This is a genomic window from Candidatus Symbiopectobacterium endolongispinus (assembly GCF_018777385.1).
Classification (GTDB): domain Bacteria; phylum Pseudomonadota; class Gammaproteobacteria; order Enterobacterales; family Enterobacteriaceae; genus Symbiopectobacterium; species Symbiopectobacterium endolongispinus.
In genome coordinates this window covers 690,007-706,749 of record NZ_JAFJYB010000001.1, presented here as the reverse complement: position 1 = coordinate 706,749, position 16,743 = coordinate 690,007, and the positions used below count along the sequence as shown (strand labels likewise).

Sequence of the window (16,743 nt, the reverse complement as noted above, 5' to 3'; positions counted from 1 at the left end):
CCGGGAATCATTGGGTGCAAACAGAACCAGGTAGCAGTGCAATAAGTGACATTGTCACTGCTACCAGACATCCTCTCAGGCGAGTAGCCCATAAAAACCTAACTGCTTATACGCTATACAGTTTTCTTCGCCATTTGTTTGTAACGGTCGAAAATGACCGCTGAGAGCAAAATCAAACCACGCACCACATACTGAGCAAACGGCGAGATGTTGAGCAGGTTCATCGCATTTTCCACCGTACCGAGGATCAGGCTCCCCGCCACCACGTAAGAAATCTTGCCAATCCCCCCTTTCAAGGAGACGCCGCCCAGCACACAGGCAGAGATTACGATCAGTTCATAGCCGATAGAGGTCATGGGCTGCCCGCTGGTCATACGTGATGCCAGAATGATCCCCGCGACTGCCGATACCAACCCAGACAAAGCAAAAATAATGATTTTGGTGCGCACCACCGGGACACCGGCCAGACGTGCCGCCTCCTCATTGCCGCCAATCGCCAGGGTATTACGGCCAAAGGTGGTTTTATTGAGCAGCAGGCCAAACAAAATCATGTATACTACTGTTATCCGAATCGGCGCAGGCAGCCCCAGCCAGTTGGCATAACCCAAAGTAAAGAAACGCTCATCGACAATCCCTACTGCCTTACCATCTGAAATGATATACGCCAAACCGCGCGCAATCTGCATGGTAGCAAGCGTCGTGATTAAGGCGTTAATTTTGATCTGTGCGATAACAAAGCCGTTCAGTAACCCGAATAATCGCATCCATCTGGGTTTTAATCGTCTGTGGCTCGACATCCAGCAGCACATCACCGCCGGTGACACGCGTACCGCCGAACAGCGCTTTCATCAGTTCATTGCGTCCGGCGCCCACCAGCCCAAACAGGCCAACAATTTCGCCCTGCCTGACGCTGAGTGATATCGGACTTTTCACGCCTGGCGCTTTTACCTCGCGCAGCGTAAAACGCTCCGGTCCTAATTCGCGCGGGGCATAACCGTAGATATCGCCCAAATCGCGCCCGACCATCGCCTGGACCAGCATTTCGTGATTCACCGCCGCCGTATCGTCAAACGTGCGCACATATTTGCCATCTTTAAACACAGTGATGGCATCGCTCAGCGCAAAAATCTCTTCCATACGGTGCGATACGTACGGGATCACCCGTCCTTCACTGCGTAGCTCACGAATCACGCGAAACAACTGCTCGATTTCATGCGCGGACAGCGAACTGGTAGGCTCATAAAAGGCGATGATCTTGGCGTTACGGGCCAACGCTTTGGCAATTCAACACGCACTTTTAAGCGCGATCCAGACCCCCCACTATGACGCAACAACAGGAGCTGAACGATGAACGCGGGTGCAATAGCAATCGGCCTGGATTTTGGCAGCGATTCAGTGCGCGCACTGGCCGTTGACTGTCAATCTGGACAGGAGTTAGAAACCGAGGTGATCTACTATCCACGCTGGCGAGAAGGACGCTACTGTCTGCCTGCGGAGAATCAATTCCAGCATCATCCACTCGACTATATAGAGGCACTGCAACAGGCTGTGCAGGTGGTGGTGCAGCGACTCTCCGCCGAGCAGCGTATGCAGATCCGCGCCATTGGCGTCGATACCACTGGCTCAACACCGGCCCCGATAGACGAACAAGGCCAGGTGTTGGCGTTACGCCCGGAATTTGCCGACAACCACAACGCCATGTTTGTGCTGTGGAAAGATCACACTGCTATCGAAGGAGCGGAAGCCATCAATACGCTGTGTCGTAGCGGTCAGTTCCCCGATTACACCAAATACATCGGCGGTGTGTACTCCTCTGAATGGTTCTGGGCCAAGATTTTGCACGTCTCGCGCGCCGACAGTGCCGTACATCAGGCGGCGGTATCCTGGATTGAACTGTGTGACTGGGTTCCGGCCCTACTCTCGGGGACTCAAGCGCAGAACAACATAAAACGCGGACGTTGCAGCGCCGGGCATAAATCGCTGTGGCACCCAGACTGGGGCGGCGTTCCGCCAAAAGATTTTCTTCACGCTCTCGATCCATTGCTGACCAGCCATTTACAGTACCCACTGTTCACCGACACCTGGACCGCCGATTTACCGGTTGGCACCATCACTCCCGAATGGGCTGCCCGATTATGGGTTCCCACCAACACCATACTGGCGGGAGGTGCGTTTGACTGCCACATGGGTGCCGTGGGCGCGGGCGCACAGCCCTATACGTTGGTCAAAGTTATCGGCACCTCCACCTGCGATATTCTGATCGCTGATGAGGATCGTGTAGGGACCACGCCGGTTGCCGGGATCTGCGGTCAAGTCGACGGCAGCGTAGTGCCCGGTTTTGTTGGACTGGAAGCAGGACAGTCTGCGTTTGGCGATAAGTATGCCTGGTTTGGCCGGTTATTAGGTTGGTCGTTGCAACTCGCAGTCCAACAACATCACGAACTTCAGCCGCAGTTGGCGCACACGCAAGCCCGCCTATTGGAATCTCTGACCCAACGCTGGGCGGAAAATCCTTCACTCGATCATCTGCCAGTGGTGTTGGACTGGTTTAACGGCCGACGCACTCCATTTGCCAATCAGCGACTGAAAGGCGTGATCACCGATCTCAACCTGGGTACGGATGCCCCGGTGCTGTTTGGCGGATTTATCGCCGCCACCGCCTTTGGTGCCCGCGCCATTATGGAATGCTTTGAATCACAGGGGGTGCCGGTGGAAAACCTGCTGGCGCTGGGCGGCATCGCTCGCAAATCCCCGACCATCATGCAAGTGTGCACCGATGTGATGAATCGGCCATTGCAAGTGGTGGCGTCCGATCAGTGCTGCGCACTGGGAGCGGCTATCTTTGGCGCCGTGGTCGCTGGGGTACACCACGACATTCCGACTGCTCAGCGCCACATGGCCAGCCAAATCGAGCGTACCTTGACGCTCGATCCCACACGCGTGGCCCGTTATCAGGCGCTGTATGAACGTTATCAACAGTGGTGTCGTCTCGCCGAGCCTGCGTATGCTACGCAGCGTAAAGCGACAAACTGATCACCGGTTATTTTCCGTTTTTGAAGCTACGTGCAAGCAGGAGTTATCATGGGGAATTTACAATAGCGTGAAGTCTGGTTTGTCATTGGCAGCCAACATCTCTACGGTCCGGAAACCTTACGTCAGGTAAAAGAGAATGCTGAAAAAGTGGTACAAGGGCTGAATCAGGATGCCAGACTGCCGGTAAAACTGGTGCTCAAACCGGTTGCCAAATCGCCGGACGAAATTCTGGCGCTGTGTCGCGACGCCAACTATCAAGATAACTGTATCGGTTTGCTGGTGTGGCTGCACACTTTCTCTCCGGCTAAAATGTGGATTGCCGGGCTGAGCGTACTCACCAAACCACTGATGCAGTTCCACACCCAGTTCAATGCAGAAATCCCGTGGGGCACCATGGACATGGATTTCATGAATTTGAACTAGACAGCGCACGGTGGACGTGAGTTCGGGTTTATCGGCGCGCGTATGCGCCAATCGAATCAGGTCGCCGTCGGCCACTGGAAGGATAAAAAACGCCCACCAACGTATTGCCAAATTGATGCGCGTCGCTGCCGCCATCGCAGAAAGCAAACAACTAAAAGTGGCGCGTTTTGGCGATAACATGCGGGAAGTGGCGGTAACCGAAGGGGATAAGGTAGGGGCACAGATCCAGTTCGGTTATTCCGTCAGCGCCTGGGGATTGGGCGATCTTGCCAGTGAAGCGGATGCGATCAGCAAAGGGGATATCGATGCACTGATCGATGAGTATGAGGCCAGCTACCAGTTAACCGACGCAGTCAAACTCCACGGCTCTAACCGTCAGAATCTGCTGGACGCCGCGCAAATTGAACTGGGACTCACCCGTTTTCTGGAAAAAGGCGGTTATCGCGCGTTCACCACCGATTTTGAAAACCTTTACGGGCTTAAGCAATTGCCCGGTCTGTCCGTGCAGCGCCTGATGCAAAAAGGCTACGGCTTTGGCGGCGAAGGCGATTGGAAAACCGCAGCGCTGTTGCGCATCATGAAGGTAATGGCAGAAGGCTTGCCGGGCGGCACCTCTTTTATGGAAGATTACACCTACCATTTCGTCCCCGGTAACAATCTGGTGGTAGGTTCCCATATGCTGGAAGTGTGCCCAAGCATCGCCAAAGAGGCTAAACCGATACTGGATGCGCAGCACCTGGGCATCGGTGGCAAAGCAGATCCTGCGCGGCTTATCTTCTCCACCCGGCCGGCCAGGCGCTCAATGCCAGCGTCATCGACATGGGAGATCGTTTCCGCATGTTGGTCAACGTGGTGGATACCATTGAGCAACCACACCCCTTGCCCAAACTGCCGGTTGCCAGGGCTATCTGGCAGGCGCAACCGTCGCTGGAAGAGGCTGCCGAAGCCTGGATTCTGGCGGGCGGCGCGCACCATACGGTATTCAGTCAGGCGTTAGACCTGGATTACCTGCGCCTCTATGCAGAAATGAATCATATCGAACTGCTGGTGATTGATAACGAAACCCGCATTCCGGCATTCAAAGACGCTCTGCGCTGGAATGATATGTACTACAAACTCACTTCACGCTAAGCGATAGCAAGGAACCCGATTGCCAAGATCGGGTTCCATCTCTCATTCATAATTCCTATTGCGCTAGACACCTGTTTTCTCTGGCATATACTGAAATGCCCTACCCACATAATTATTAAACAAAATCATGACCACTGCTGAATACTTACTCAAGTTTCGCAAAGTGAACACTCTGGACAGCCTGGAAAAACTCTACGACCATTCAAATTATTCGCTGACGGATAAATAAGGAGATTATCAATATGTCGCGCGCTGCCGACCACCGCCGTGCCGAGTTGTCTACGGGAGGAAAACTGTACGACCTCGGTTGCATTCCAAAATCCGTCTGGCGTTTCGTGCTTTAACCCCTGACAACGGGTCGTTTTCTATACGGCCTGTTGGTTCTTGCCTTGCGTTCCTTGCCCAAAAGGCTTTCACTGTAACGGTTTGCCCTGCCAACTGCGGGGTAAATATCCGCTTTTGGTGAATATCCCTATTTTGGGTGTGTTGTCGAAAGCCTTACAATGCCGGATAATAGTCCGGTTTTGTTTTATAGGCATGGTAATGAGCGACTACCTACTTCTTTTCGTCAGCACGCTGCTGGTGAACAATTTTGTTCTGGTGAAATTTCTCGGGCTTTGCCCCTTTATGGGCGTGTCCAAGAAATTGGAAACCGCCATTGGCATGGGGTTGGCAACAACCTTCGTCATGACGCTCGGCTCGATGTTTTCCTGGCTAGTCAACGAGTATGTGCTACTGCCGTTGGGCATCGTCTACCTGCGTACCATGGCCTTTATTTTGATTTTGGCGGTCGTGGTGCAGTTCACCGAAATGGCCGTGTGCAAAACCAGCCCGGAACTCTATCGCCTGCTAGGAATTTTCCTGCCGCTGATCACCACCAACTGCGCCGTGCTGGGCGTTGCGTTGCTCAACGTCAACCTGTCACACAACTTCCTGCAATAAACGGTTTATGGCTTCAGCGCCGCTGCTGGTTTCTCACTGGTTATGGTGTTGTTCGCCGCCATTCGTGAACGCATTGCCGTGTCGGATGTACCCGCGCCGTTCAAGGGCTCATCGATTACATTGGTCACCGCTGGGTTGATGTCGCTCGCGTTTATGGGCTTTACCGGGTTGGTGAAATTCTAATGAATGCCATTTGGATTGCGATTGCAGCGGTGAGTGTGCTCGCGCTGGTTTCCGGTTTGATTCTTGGTTTTGCCTCGCGCCGTTTTCACGTTGATGCTGACCCCATCGTCGAACAGGTCGAAGCGATGCTGCCGCAAAGCCAATGTGGTCAATGCGGCTATCCAGGCTGCCGTCCTTATGCTGAAGCCGTAGCGTTGCACGGTGAGCACATCAACAAATGCGGTCCCGGCGGCGAGGCAATGATGCTGAAGCTGGCCGAGAAACTCAATGTTGACCCGCAGCCGCTCGATGGTGACACAGCGGATCTGCAACCAGCACTCAAAGTCGCTTGGATCGACGAAAGCAACTGCATCGGCTGCACCAAATGTATTCAGGCCTGCCCGGTTGATGCCATTATTGGCACCACCCGCGCCGTGCACACCGTGGTGAGCGATCTCTGTACCGGTTGTGACCTGTGTGTCGCCCCTTGCCCTACAGATTGCATCGAACTGCGCCCGGTAGCCACCACGACGTCCAACTGGAAATGGGATCTCGAGACCATTCCGGTTCGCCTTATCCAAGTAGAACATCATGCTTAAGCTGTTAAATCTGTTTCGTAAAGAGAGAATTTGGGATTTCGACGGTGGCATTCATCCACCGGAGATGAAAACCCAGTCCAGCCGCGTACCGATGCGTCACATCCCGCTGCCGGAACAGTTTATTATTCCGCTGAAACAGCACCTCGGGCCGGAAGGCGAACTTTGCGTGAACGTTGGCGATCGGGTACTGCGCGGTCAACCCCTGACGCGCGGTACAGGACGTATGCTGCCGGTACACGCCCCTACCTCCGGCACGGTCAACGCTATCCGTTCGCACATCACGGCACATCCTTCGGCCTTGCCCGAGTTAAGCATCATCATTATTATTCCGGATGGTGAAGATCGCTGGTGCGATCGCCAGTGCTTGCCTGATTACCAGCAGCATTCGATAGATACCCTGCTCGCACATTTACATCAGGCTGGCATCGCTGGCCTGGGCGGCGCAGGCTTCCCGACCTCGGCCAAACTCAAGGGTGGGCTACGCGGTATCGCAACGTTGATCATCAACGCCACCGAATGTGAACCTTACATCACCGCCGACGACCGATTGATGCAAGAGTATGCCCGTGAAATTGTGCAAGGGATTGAGATCCTGATGCATTTGCTTTCACCCGAACGTACCTTAATTGGCATTGAAGACAACAAACCAGAGGCTATTCAGGCGCTGCGCCACGCACTGGCCGATCGCGCAGACATTCGGTTGCGGGTCATTCCCACCAAATACCCCTCCGGCGGTGCCAAGCAGCCCACCAAGATTTTGACTGGCAAAGAAGTGCCTTTTGGCAAACACTCCGCCTCAATCGGCGTATTGATGCAAAACGTCGGTACCGCGTATGCCATTAAACGCGCTGTGATCGACGGCGAAGCCTTGACGGAGCGGGTGGTTACCCTGACCGGGGAAGCGCTGCGCCAACCGGGCAATGTCTGGGCTCGCCTCGGCACGCCAGTGCGCCACTTGCTTAAACAGGCCGGGTTTCATGCCGAAAACAAAACCCCGATGGTAATCATGGGTGGACCGCTGATGGGCTTCACCCTGCCTGCGCTTGACGTTCCTATTGTCAAAATCAGCAACTGTATTCTTGCGCCGTCAGTGAACGAAATGCAGGCTCCAGAGCAAGAGCAATCCTGCATTCGGTGCAGTAAGTGCGCCGACGCCTGCCCGGCAGGACTGTTGCCACAGCAGCTTTACTGGTTCAGCCGCGGGCAGGAGCATGAAAAGGCGCGCGCGCACCATTTGTTTGACTGTATTGAATGCGGTGCCTGTGCCTATGTCTGCCCAAGCAATATTCCGTTGGTGCAATACTACCGTCAGGAAAAGGCTGAAATCCGCGCTATCGATCTTGAGGCATCGCGGGCGCAGCAGGCGAAAGCGCGTTTTGATGCGAAACAGTTGCGTCTAGAGCGAGAAAAAGCGGCGCGTGAACGGCGTCATCAGCAAGCGGCTGCCACCGTGTCTACGGCGGATAAACAGGCCGTTCAGACTGCGCTGGAGCGCGTGCGTAGCAAAAATGCGCTTGCTGAACCGCTTGCTGCCATTGCGATAAATCCTGACCAAGCGCCGGATAACAGCGCGGCCATCGCTACGAGCGAAGCGCGAAAAGCTCAGGCGCGCGAGAAGCAACGGATGCAGGCCGATACCGAACAAGCCCAACCGGTTTCCGCTGTGCCAGAGGATCCAAGACAGGCTGCGGTGGCTGCGACTATTGCTCGGGTTAAAGCTAAAAAGGCAGCGCAGCAAGCGCCTGAGGCTATTCCCCCAGCGACTGTCGCCACGCCAGCACCCGAAGCGGAACCTGTGCCCGATCTGAGCGACCCACGCAAAGCCGCCGTTGCTGCTGCCATTGCCCGCGTTAAAGCACGTAAAGCCGAACAGGCGTTAATCCACACCCACGAGGAATAGATGGCTTTCAAGATCGCAAGTTCGCCTTTTACCCATAACCATCAGCGCACACAGCGCATCATGCTGTGGGTAATACTCGCCTGTGTGCCCGGTATCTTTACCCAGACCCTGTTTTTTGGCGTCGGCACCTTGATACAAATCGCCCTCGCCTCGGCCACAGCGCTTACGGCGGAAGCGGTGACATTGTCACTGAGGACATTTGCAGTACGTACCACGCTGGCGGATCAATCAGCGCTTTTAACCGCCATTCTGCTCGGTGTCAGCTTGCCCCCGTTAGCACCCTGGTGGATGGTGGTGCTTGCCACATTTTTCGCTATTGTGATCGCCAAACAACTGTATGGCGGATTAGGAAACAATCCGTTTAATCCGGCTATGGTCGGCTACATAGTTCTGTTAATCTCCTTCCCGGTCCAGATGACCAGTTGGCTACCGCCCAGCGCGCTACAGGTGGCACCGGTCACCTTCGTTGATGCACTGCATGTGATTTTTACCGGACAAACCGATGCTGGTTTACACATTCAGGGACTAATGCAGAACATTGATGGCATTACCCAGGCCACGCCGTTAGATGGCTTCAAAACCGGTCTGCGTGCCGGGGAAACACCGGCACAAGTATTACAACACCCAATCTTTGCGGAGAGTCTGGCGGGAGTGGGCTGGCAATGGGTCAATCTTGCGTACCTTTCCGGTGGCATTCTTTTATTATTGACCCGCTACATTCGCTGGCATATTCCCGTCAGCATGCTGCTCTCTTTGCTGCTGTGCGCCGCGCTCGGCTGGGTATTGATGCCGGAAAAAGCCGCACCTCCACTGCTGCATCTGTTCTCTGGTGCCACCATGCTCGGTGCTTTTTTCATCGCCACCGATCCCGTGACGGCCTCCACCACCAATAAAGGGCGCTTGTTGTTTGGCGCGCTGATTGGGCTGCTGGTATGGTTGATCCGTACCTACGGTGGATACCCGGATGGCATCGCGTTTGCTGTATTACTGGCGAATATTACCGTTCCGCTCATCGATTACTTTACCCAACCACGCGCCTACGGCCATCGTCGATAAGGAAATAGCATGATCAGTACGATGCGACGTCACGCGACCACGCTGGCACTGTTTGCCGCCTTGACCACCGGCTTGACAGCGGTGGTCAATACCCTGACCAAACCTACTATTGCCCATCAAGCGCAGTTGCAACAAAAAGCGTTGCTGGATCAGGTGATTCCGCCGGATATTTACGACAACAATATTCTGCAAGAATGTTACCTTGTCACCGATGAGGCGCTGGGCACGACATCCGCGCGACATCTCTACCTTGCACGCAAAGGTGATACCCCGGTGGCGGCAGCCATTGAATCGAGCGCACCAGACGGTTATTCCGGTGCCATTCATCTGCTGATAGGGGCGGATTTCCATGGTAAGGTACTCGGGGTTCGGGTGACTGAGCACCATGAAACGCCAGGACTGGGCGACAAAATTGATCCGCGGGTATCTGACTGGATAACCCGCTTTACCGGACGTACCGTGCAAAGTGCCGACGATCGCCAGTGGGCCGTCAAAAAGGATGGCGGCGAATACGATCAGTTCACCGGTGCCACCATCACGCCCCGTGCCGTGGTAAACGCCAGCAAACGGACTGCGCTTTTTATGCAGCCCCTCCCGGCGCGCCTGACGACATTGCAGAATTGTGGAGAAGAGTAACATGAGTGAAGTGAAACACCTTCTGGCCCAGGGGCTTTGGAAAAACAACTCAGCGCTGGTGCAACTGTTAGGCATGTGCCCACTGCTGGCCGTCACCTCCACCGCTACCAACGCCTTGGGCTTAGGGTTAGCCACCACACTGGTACTGACCTGCGCCAATGCAGCGATTTCCGCCATGCGCCGGTGGGTCCCGTCTGAAATCCGCATTCCTATTTATGTGATGATTATCGCAGCCGTGGTCAGCTCGGTGGAAATGCTGATTAACGCCTATGCCTACGGCTTATACCAGTCGCTGAGCATTTTTATTCCACTGATCGTCACTAACTGTTTGGTGATCGGACGAGCGGAAGTCTATGCCGCGCAAAACCCCGTCGCGCTTTCGGCACTGGATGGTTTCGCCATGGGCATGGGAGCGACCTGTACCATGTTCGTGTCGGGTTCCCTGCGTGAATTACTGGGTAATGGCACGCTGCTTGACGGTGCAGACTTGTTGCTCGGCAATTGGGCCAAAGCGCTGCACATCGAAGTGATCCACGTTGATACCCCGTTCTTGCTGGCGATGCTGCCGCCTGGTGCGTTTATCGGTTTGGCGCTGTTGCTTGCCGCCAAATACCTGATTGACGAAAAAATGAAACGCCGCCGCGCCGTCAGCGAGGCAAAACAGAACGTTACAGCAGTTGACACGCTGACCGGAACGGCACCATAAGCACAAGGATAAGACGATGAACAAGGAAAAACGCTGCGAAATCTTGCGTCGTCTGCGCGATACGAATCCACATCCGACCACAGAGTTACACTTTGATACACCGTTCGAGCTGTTGATAGCCGTACTGCTTTCAGCACAGGCCACAGATGTCAGCGTGAATAAAGCCACAGCAAAACTCTATCCGGTCGCCAACACACCAGAAGCCTTGTTGGCACTTGGGGCTGGCGGTGTAAAAGCTTATATCCGCACCATTGGCCTGTTTAACAGCAAGGCTGAAAATATCATCAAGACCTGCCGTATTCTGTTAGACAAGCATCAGGGTCAAGTGCCGGAAAATCGCGAAGCGCTGGAAGCACTGCCCGGTGTCGGTCGTAAAACCGCCAACGTGGTGTTAAACACCGCCTTTGGTTGGCCCACCATCGCCGTTGACACGCATATTTTCCGCGTGTGCAACCGTACCGGATTCGCGCCGGGAAAAAACGTGGATGCAGTAGAAGAAAATCTATTGAAGGTAGTGCCAGCAGAATTCAAAATCGACTGCCACCACTGGCTGATTCTGCACGGACGTTACACCTGCATCGCCCGCAAACCGCGCTGCGGTTCCTGCCTGATTGAAGATTTGTGCGAGTTCGGTGACAAGGTATACGCCTGAGGCTACTCAGCGCATTCAGCAACGTCTTGTCAAGATTCATTCTGATATCGCGTCCAGGGCACCGGGCGCGTAAGCAGACTGTCCTGCGGCTAAAAATCCCCACTGCGTCCAGCGCGGCCATTGGTCGTTCAGTTGATAATTAAACCATTTGGCGCGCAGTACCCCGTGGGTGGCATCTTTGACTTCGCGTAAGCAGCGTGAAGTTGCCACCGGCAGTAACCGACCACACCGTTAATGTTTCCTTCGAGGAAACATTGAGATCCTGAGCCCCCATCAGAACCATCACCGGCACGTGCTGTGCGGCAATGTCCTGACGTGCATCCGACAACGCATTACGTCGCTCAAAATCGTCTCGAGTGCAACGTGACGAGCAAGGTTGCATCACCGTTTGGGGCGTAAAGCGTTGTGAATAGGCTACACGTTCTCTCGCGATGGCGGCGGTAATCTCCGACGGCTCTGCCCCTTCTACGGCTAAACGTTGCTGCATATAGTAGAAGCCTTGCTCGCGCCAGTTTATTACAGGGCCAATCAACACGATAAAATCTGCCGTTGAACGCTAACTGGCATTAGGTACCGCCCACCCCGCTTGAGAAAAACCGAGAAATCCCAGACGACTCTCTTTCAATTCTGGCCGTGCACGTAACGCATGCAGTGCGGCAACCGCTTCATCCGCACGATCGCGTAGGGTTTGTGCCAACCAATCACCGGTGCTGGCCGCTACGCCGGGCTTATCCCAGGAAAATACGCCAATCCCCTGGGCAACAAGTGCATTTACCAGCGGAAGGTAGCCGCCGTCAGACCAGCGGTCCTGGGCACCGTCGCCGTGCACTAGCAACACCACGGGCGGGTTGTGTTTGTTATCAGGCAGTAACAGCGTGCCTTCAAGACGGGCATCGCCCAGCGAAAACGATAAAGTCTGCTGGGCACGTTCAGGGAGTTCAAAAGCATAGAGGCCATGCAGCACGATGCCTGATATCACTATTAGCGCACAGGCCACTACTGATAGTACAAGCTTGATCATGTCATGCACCTCTTTGATGAATAATCGACGCTATTTCACTGGCAGCGTTATATCCTTAAACATAGCTTCAATTTCCTCATTTGATCGCAAAGTAATGGCAGAATCCACCACATCACGCGTGAGGTGCGGCGCAAGGCGCTGAATAAAATCATACATGTAGCTGCGCAGGAAGGTACTGCGCCGGAACCCGATCTTGGTGGTGCTGTAGCTAAAAATGCTGTTCGCGTTAATGGTCACAAGATCCGTCTCCGTGCGCGGATCGACGGCCATGTTGGCGATAACACCCACACCCAACCCCAGACGCACGTATGTTTTGATCACATCAGCATCCGTGGCAGTGAACACAATGCGCGGCGTCAACCCTGCACGGTTAAATGCGGTACCCAGCGCCGAACGGCCGGTAAAACCGAAGGTGTAGGTAACAATCGGATACGCTGCCAGCTCTTCAATGGTGATATCTTTCTTCGTTGCCAGCGGATGGTCGGATTTCACCACCACCACGCAATTCCAGTGGTAACACGGCAGCATGATCAAATCGTCATACAGATGCAGCGCCTCAGTGGCGATGGCAAAATCTGCCGTCCCTTTCGCAACCGCTTCGGCTATCTGCGTTGGCGATCCCTGATGCATGTGCAGTGAAACGCGAGGATAACGTTCAATAAAACCTTTCATGACATCCGGCAGTGCATAGCGCGCCTGCGTATGCGTGGTGGCCACATAGAGCGAACCTTTATCAGGATAGGTGTGTTCTCCTGCTACGGCCTTGATAGCATCTACCTTGGAGAGCACTTCCCGGGCAATACGCACCACTTCCTGACCTGCGGGCGTTACCTGAGTCAGGTGTTTACCGCTACGCGCAAAAATTTGAATTCCCAGCTCATCTTCCAGCATTCTCACCTGTTTACTGATCCCCGGCTGCGAGGTGTACAGCCCCTCAGCCGTTGAGGAAACATTCAGGTTATGATTAACAACTTCAACGATATAACGAAGCTGTTGCAATTTCATATGTCATCCCATGTTATTGAGCATGTGCATCAGGCACGAATAAATTATCTACCGTTGCTTTACTTTTTCATGACGCTGCAACATTTGCAATGCAATGAAAAGCAGGCGGTTATTTCATCATATTAAGGTCATTTAATCATAAAAAATATTTTATATAACTATTATCTTTGCATTGATAAAAATAGTGCCCTCAACGTGAGCTGAGTGAGGGCGTTCATTCTAGCGCACGGCGGCACGATCCTCTCACCTAGATCGCTATCTTCCTACCCAGATCAAAAAAGCCAGCCCAAAAGGCTGGCTTTTTTGATCTGGCAGAGAATTATTTTTTCTCAGAGGTCCACTTACCGTCTACATAGAATGCAGACCACCCTGTCGCCTTACCGTTTTTCTCCGAAGCAACGTATTGCTGCTTGGTTTTACGACTAAAGCGTACCACCGCTTTGTTGCCTTCGGTATCTTCCACCGGCGCATCAGCCAGATAGCGCAGTTTTTCCGGCAGGCGATCGCGGAATCGCACCAACTCTTCCACTAACGGCGCACGGGTTTCACGCGATTTAGGGAAGGTATTAGCAGCCAGGAATACTCCTGCCGCACCGTCACGCAGCACGAAATAGGAATCGGATTTTTCGCACGGCAGTTCGGGTAAGGGAACCGGATATTCCTTCGGCGGTGCAACTTCACCATTGCGCAAAATCTTGCGGGTATTGGTACAGGTTTCGTTAGTGCAGGCCATGTACTTGCCAAAACGCCCCATTTTCAGGTGCATATCGGAACCACATTTGTCGCACTCCACTACCGGACCGTCGTACCCCTTGATACGAAACTCACCGTTTTCGATCTCATAGCCGTCACATGCCGGGTTATTACCGCACACGTGCAGCTTGCGCTGGTTATCGATCAGGTAGCTGTCCATCGCCGTACCGCACTTGCCGCAACGACGGCGAGCACGCAGCGCATTGGTTTCAGCCTCATCACCTTCCAACACGTTTAACACTTCGGCTTCAGGGATCAGGTTAATGGTGGTCTTGCAGCGCTCTTTTGGCGTCAATGCATAGCCGGAACAGCCGAGGAACACGCCGGTGCTGGCGGTACGGATCCCCATCTTGCGTCCACAGGTGGGGCAATCGATGGTGGTCAGCACCATGGCATTGGGGCGCATTCCTCCCGCTTCCGGCTCCATTTCCGCTTTTTCCAACTGCTGGCTGAATTCGGCAAAAAACTCATCCAGCACCCCTTTCCACTCCGCCTGATTGTTGGCGACCTGATCGAGACTACTTTCCATGCGCGCAGTAAAATCGTAGTTCATCAACTCGCGGAAGTTTTCTTCCAGACGGTCAGTGACAATTTCACCCATTTTTTCCGCGTAGAAACGGCGGTTTTCCACCCGCACATAGCCACGATCCTGAATGGTTGAAATGATAGAGGCGTAAGTGGATGGACGACCAATACCGCGTTTTTCCAACTCTTTTACCAGCGAGGCATCGCTGTAGCGGGCAGGTGGTTTGGTAAAATGCTGGCTCGGCAGCAGTTTATCCAGGGACATCACTTCCCCTACCTCAACGGTCGGCAGCGTACGGTCTTCATCATCTTTACGCAGCGCCGGCATTACTTTGGTCCAGCCATCAAAACGCAGGGTGCGTCCTTTGGCGCGTAATTGATAGCCTTCCGCGTTCACCAACAGTGTTGTAGAGTCATATTTGGCCGGTGTCATTTGGCAGGCCACGAATTGACGCCAGATCAACTGGTAGAGTTTCTGCGCATCAGCTTCCATATCCTTCAACGCATCCGCCAGAACGGCAACATCTGAGGGACGAATCGCTTCATGCGCTTCCTGAGAGTTTTCTTTACTGCTGTAGAGATTCGCGCTCTCCGGCAGATAAGCGTTATCAAAGCTGGACGCAATATAATCGCGCGCCATGGTCAGCGCATCCTGACTCAGGTTGGTGGAATCAGTACGCATGTAGGTGATGTAGCCCGCTTCGTACAAGCGCTGCGCCATCATCATGGTTTTTTTAACGCCAAACCCCAAGCGGGTACTTGCCGCCTGTTGCAGCGTGGAGGTGATGAAAGGTGCCCCCGGTTTGCTGCCGGTGGGCTTGTCCTCGCGCTCCGCGACCACATAACGAGCAGTCTCCAGCACGCTGACCGCCGCCGCTGTTTGCGCTTTATTAACCGGCTTGAACAGCTTGCCATCAAAGTGCGTCACCTGCATTTGCAATGCGGCACTCAATGACAACAAATCCGCATGCAGTTCCCAGTATTCTTCCGGGATAAAGGCCTTGATTTCGCGTTCGCGCTCTACCACCAGACGTACCGCAACGGACTGCACGCGACCAGCAGAAAGCCCACGGGCGATTTTTTTCCACAACAGCGGAGAAACCATGTAGCCCACGACACGGTCCATAAAACGCCGCGCTTGCTGCGCATTGACCCTGTCGATATTTAATTTATCTGTTTTTTCAAACGCCTGCGTGATCGCGTTCTTAGTGATTTCGTTAAACACCACGCGGCTGAAACGGCCTTCATCGCCCCCAATGATTTCCCGCAGGTGCCAGGCAATGGCTTCCCCTTCGCGGTCAAGGTCGGTTGCGAGATAGACGTGGTCGGCATTGGCCGCCAGCGTTTTCAGTTCAGAGACCACTTTCTCTTTGCCGGGCAGTATTTCGTAATCGGCCTGCCAGCCGTGGTACGGATCGACCCCCATACGATTGACCAGCGCGGTGCGCTCATCTTTTTTGCCGGCTTTTTTCGCTTTGCCAGGCTCAGCGCTCTTCTTCGCCGCCGCAGAACCGCTGGTCGGCAAATCACGCACATGACCGACGCTCGATTTCACCACGTAGTCATTGCCCAGATATTTGTTGATTGTTTTGGCTTTGGCCGGGGACTCAACTATGACGAGAGCTTTACCCATATGTATTGTTACCTACCGAATGCTTCATATTAACGTGTTGTTGAGGGCGTCTGGTCCCTTTTTCAAGGGGCATATACGTCATTTATTCTCTACCGCTACGCCTGTTCGCGTACTTCCAGCTTCACTACGTGGAGATTCAAGAGTACGCAACGGTCAATAAACCATTCCATAACCACATGACCACCCACGTTTTTTTGCTGTAATGACGGTTAACTGCCAGCGGTGCCGCTTATGCTGCTGCAACACCGTAAAGAATTTTTTCCGCTTAACGATACAAAGTCCCACACTCTACCTGATAAATGCCGCCACGCAACCTAATTAGCATGGGAACGCGGTTTTCGCCAACCTCTACTGCTCATCGTTATCGGCTGACAGCGGCGTAGTCTTCAGAAAAATTACGTCGTCTTATCAACCTGTTTTCAAAGGTTCATTAAAAAAGCGCAAAAAAGCACAAGCGGATGCCGTTGGGGTGGCGTTAGAATAGTGCTATGAGTTTCAGCAGGAGTAACACTATGTCAGACAACGTGACTATGACCACAGATAACAGCGCCACAGAGAGAACCACG

The 16,743-nt window shown here is 53.7% G+C and carries 11 protein-coding genes and 5 pseudogenes; 10 read left to right on the top strand and 6 right to left on the bottom strand.

The genetic code is table 11. The annotated features are described in order from the left end of the window. Nucleotides 1-113: 113 nt before the first annotated feature. Together araH and JZM30_RS03595 are read right to left on the bottom strand one after the other, a co-directional pair. A pseudogene (gene araH, locus JZM30_RS03600) lies at nucleotides 114-758 on the bottom strand (L-arabinose ABC transporter permease AraH); the annotation flags it as partial. Next, a pseudogene (locus tag JZM30_RS03595) lies at nucleotides 757-1,284 on the bottom strand (ATP-binding cassette domain-containing protein); the annotation flags it as partial. The pseudogenes JZM30_RS03595 and araH, both read right to left, overlap by 2 nt. Before the next feature lie 63 nt (nucleotides 1,285-1,347). Here JZM30_RS03595 and JZM30_RS03590 point away from each other — a divergent pair. From JZM30_RS03590 to nth, 10 genes and pseudogenes are all read left to right on the top strand, one after another. Further along, nucleotides 1,348-3,033, top strand: coding sequence for a ribulokinase (locus tag JZM30_RS03590; RefSeq protein ID WP_252317591.1), 1,686 nt, complete (start codon nucleotides 1,348-1,350; stop codon nucleotides 3,031-3,033). 84 nt (nucleotides 3,034-3,117) lie between these two features. After that, nucleotides 3,118-4,587: pseudogene (gene araA, locus JZM30_RS03585) on the top strand (L-arabinose isomerase). Nucleotides 4,588-4,714: 127 nt separating this feature from the next. Beyond that, a pseudogene (gene ydgT / locus JZM30_RS03580) lies at nucleotides 4,715-4,931 on the top strand (transcription modulator YdgT). A 199-nt stretch (nucleotides 4,932-5,130) separates the two neighbouring features. After that, nucleotides 5,131-5,712 (top strand): annotated as a pseudogene (rsxA, locus tag JZM30_RS03575) (electron transport complex subunit RsxA). Beyond that, nucleotides 5,712-6,290, top strand: a complete 579-nt coding sequence (rsxB, locus tag JZM30_RS03570) for an electron transport complex subunit RsxB (protein WP_252317590.1) — start codon at nucleotides 5,712-5,714, stop codon at nucleotides 6,288-6,290. Before rsxA ends, rsxB begins: the two are co-directional and overlap by 1 nt. Beyond that, on the top strand, nucleotides 6,283-8,190 hold the full coding sequence (gene rsxC, locus JZM30_RS03565) for an electron transport complex subunit RsxC (RefSeq protein ID WP_252317589.1): 1,908 nt from the start codon (nucleotides 6,283-6,285) through the stop codon (nucleotides 8,188-8,190). The genes rsxB and rsxC overlap by 8 nt, the downstream gene beginning before the upstream one ends. Continuing rightward, complete coding sequence (rsxD, locus tag JZM30_RS03560; RefSeq protein ID WP_252317588.1) at nucleotides 8,191-9,246, top strand: electron transport complex subunit RsxD; 1,056 nt, start codon at nucleotides 8,191-8,193, stop codon at nucleotides 9,244-9,246. Nucleotides 9,247-9,255: 9 nt separating this feature from the next. Continuing rightward, nucleotides 9,256-9,882 (top strand): electron transport complex subunit RsxG, encoded by a 627-nt coding sequence (rsxG, locus tag JZM30_RS03555; protein WP_252317587.1) that lies wholly within the window; start codon nucleotides 9,256-9,258, stop codon nucleotides 9,880-9,882. 1 nt (nucleotide 9,883) lies between these two features. Beyond that, nucleotides 9,884-10,588, top strand: a complete 705-nt coding sequence (locus JZM30_RS03550; RefSeq protein ID WP_252317586.1) for an electron transport complex subunit E — start codon at nucleotides 9,884-9,886, stop codon at nucleotides 10,586-10,588. 16 nt (nucleotides 10,589-10,604) lie between these two features. Then, nucleotides 10,605-11,240 carry an endonuclease III gene (nth, locus tag JZM30_RS03545; RefSeq protein WP_252317585.1) on the top strand — a complete coding sequence of 212 codons (636 nt, stop codon included), beginning with the start codon at nucleotides 10,605-10,607 and terminating at the stop codon, nucleotides 11,238-11,240. A gap of 139 nt (nucleotides 11,241-11,379) precedes the next feature. On the opposite strand, the gene JZM30_RS03540 is transcribed toward nth, so the two are convergent. From JZM30_RS03540 to topA, 4 genes are all read right to left on the bottom strand, one after another. Beyond that, nucleotides 11,380-11,775, bottom strand: coding sequence for a hypothetical protein (locus tag JZM30_RS03540; protein ID WP_252317584.1), 396 nt, complete (start codon nucleotides 11,773-11,775; stop codon nucleotides 11,380-11,382). 21 nt (nucleotides 11,776-11,796) lie between these two features. After that, the gene (locus tag JZM30_RS03535; RefSeq protein ID WP_252317583.1) at nucleotides 11,797-12,261 is read right to left on the bottom strand and encodes an alpha/beta hydrolase family protein; all 465 of its coding nucleotides are present in this window, start codon (nucleotides 12,259-12,261) and stop codon (nucleotides 11,797-11,799) included. Nucleotides 12,262-12,291: 30 nt separating this feature from the next. Then, nucleotides 12,292-13,266, bottom strand: a complete 975-nt coding sequence (gene cysB / locus JZM30_RS03530; protein ID WP_252317582.1) for an HTH-type transcriptional regulator CysB — start codon at nucleotides 13,264-13,266, stop codon at nucleotides 12,292-12,294. Nucleotides 13,267-13,585: 319 nt separating this feature from the next. Continuing rightward, nucleotides 13,586-16,177: a type I DNA topoisomerase gene (gene topA, locus JZM30_RS03525; RefSeq protein WP_252317581.1), complete on the bottom strand. Its 2,592-nt coding sequence runs from the start codon at nucleotides 16,175-16,177 to the stop codon at nucleotides 13,586-13,588. Between the last annotated feature and the right edge of the window lie 566 nt (nucleotides 16,178-16,743).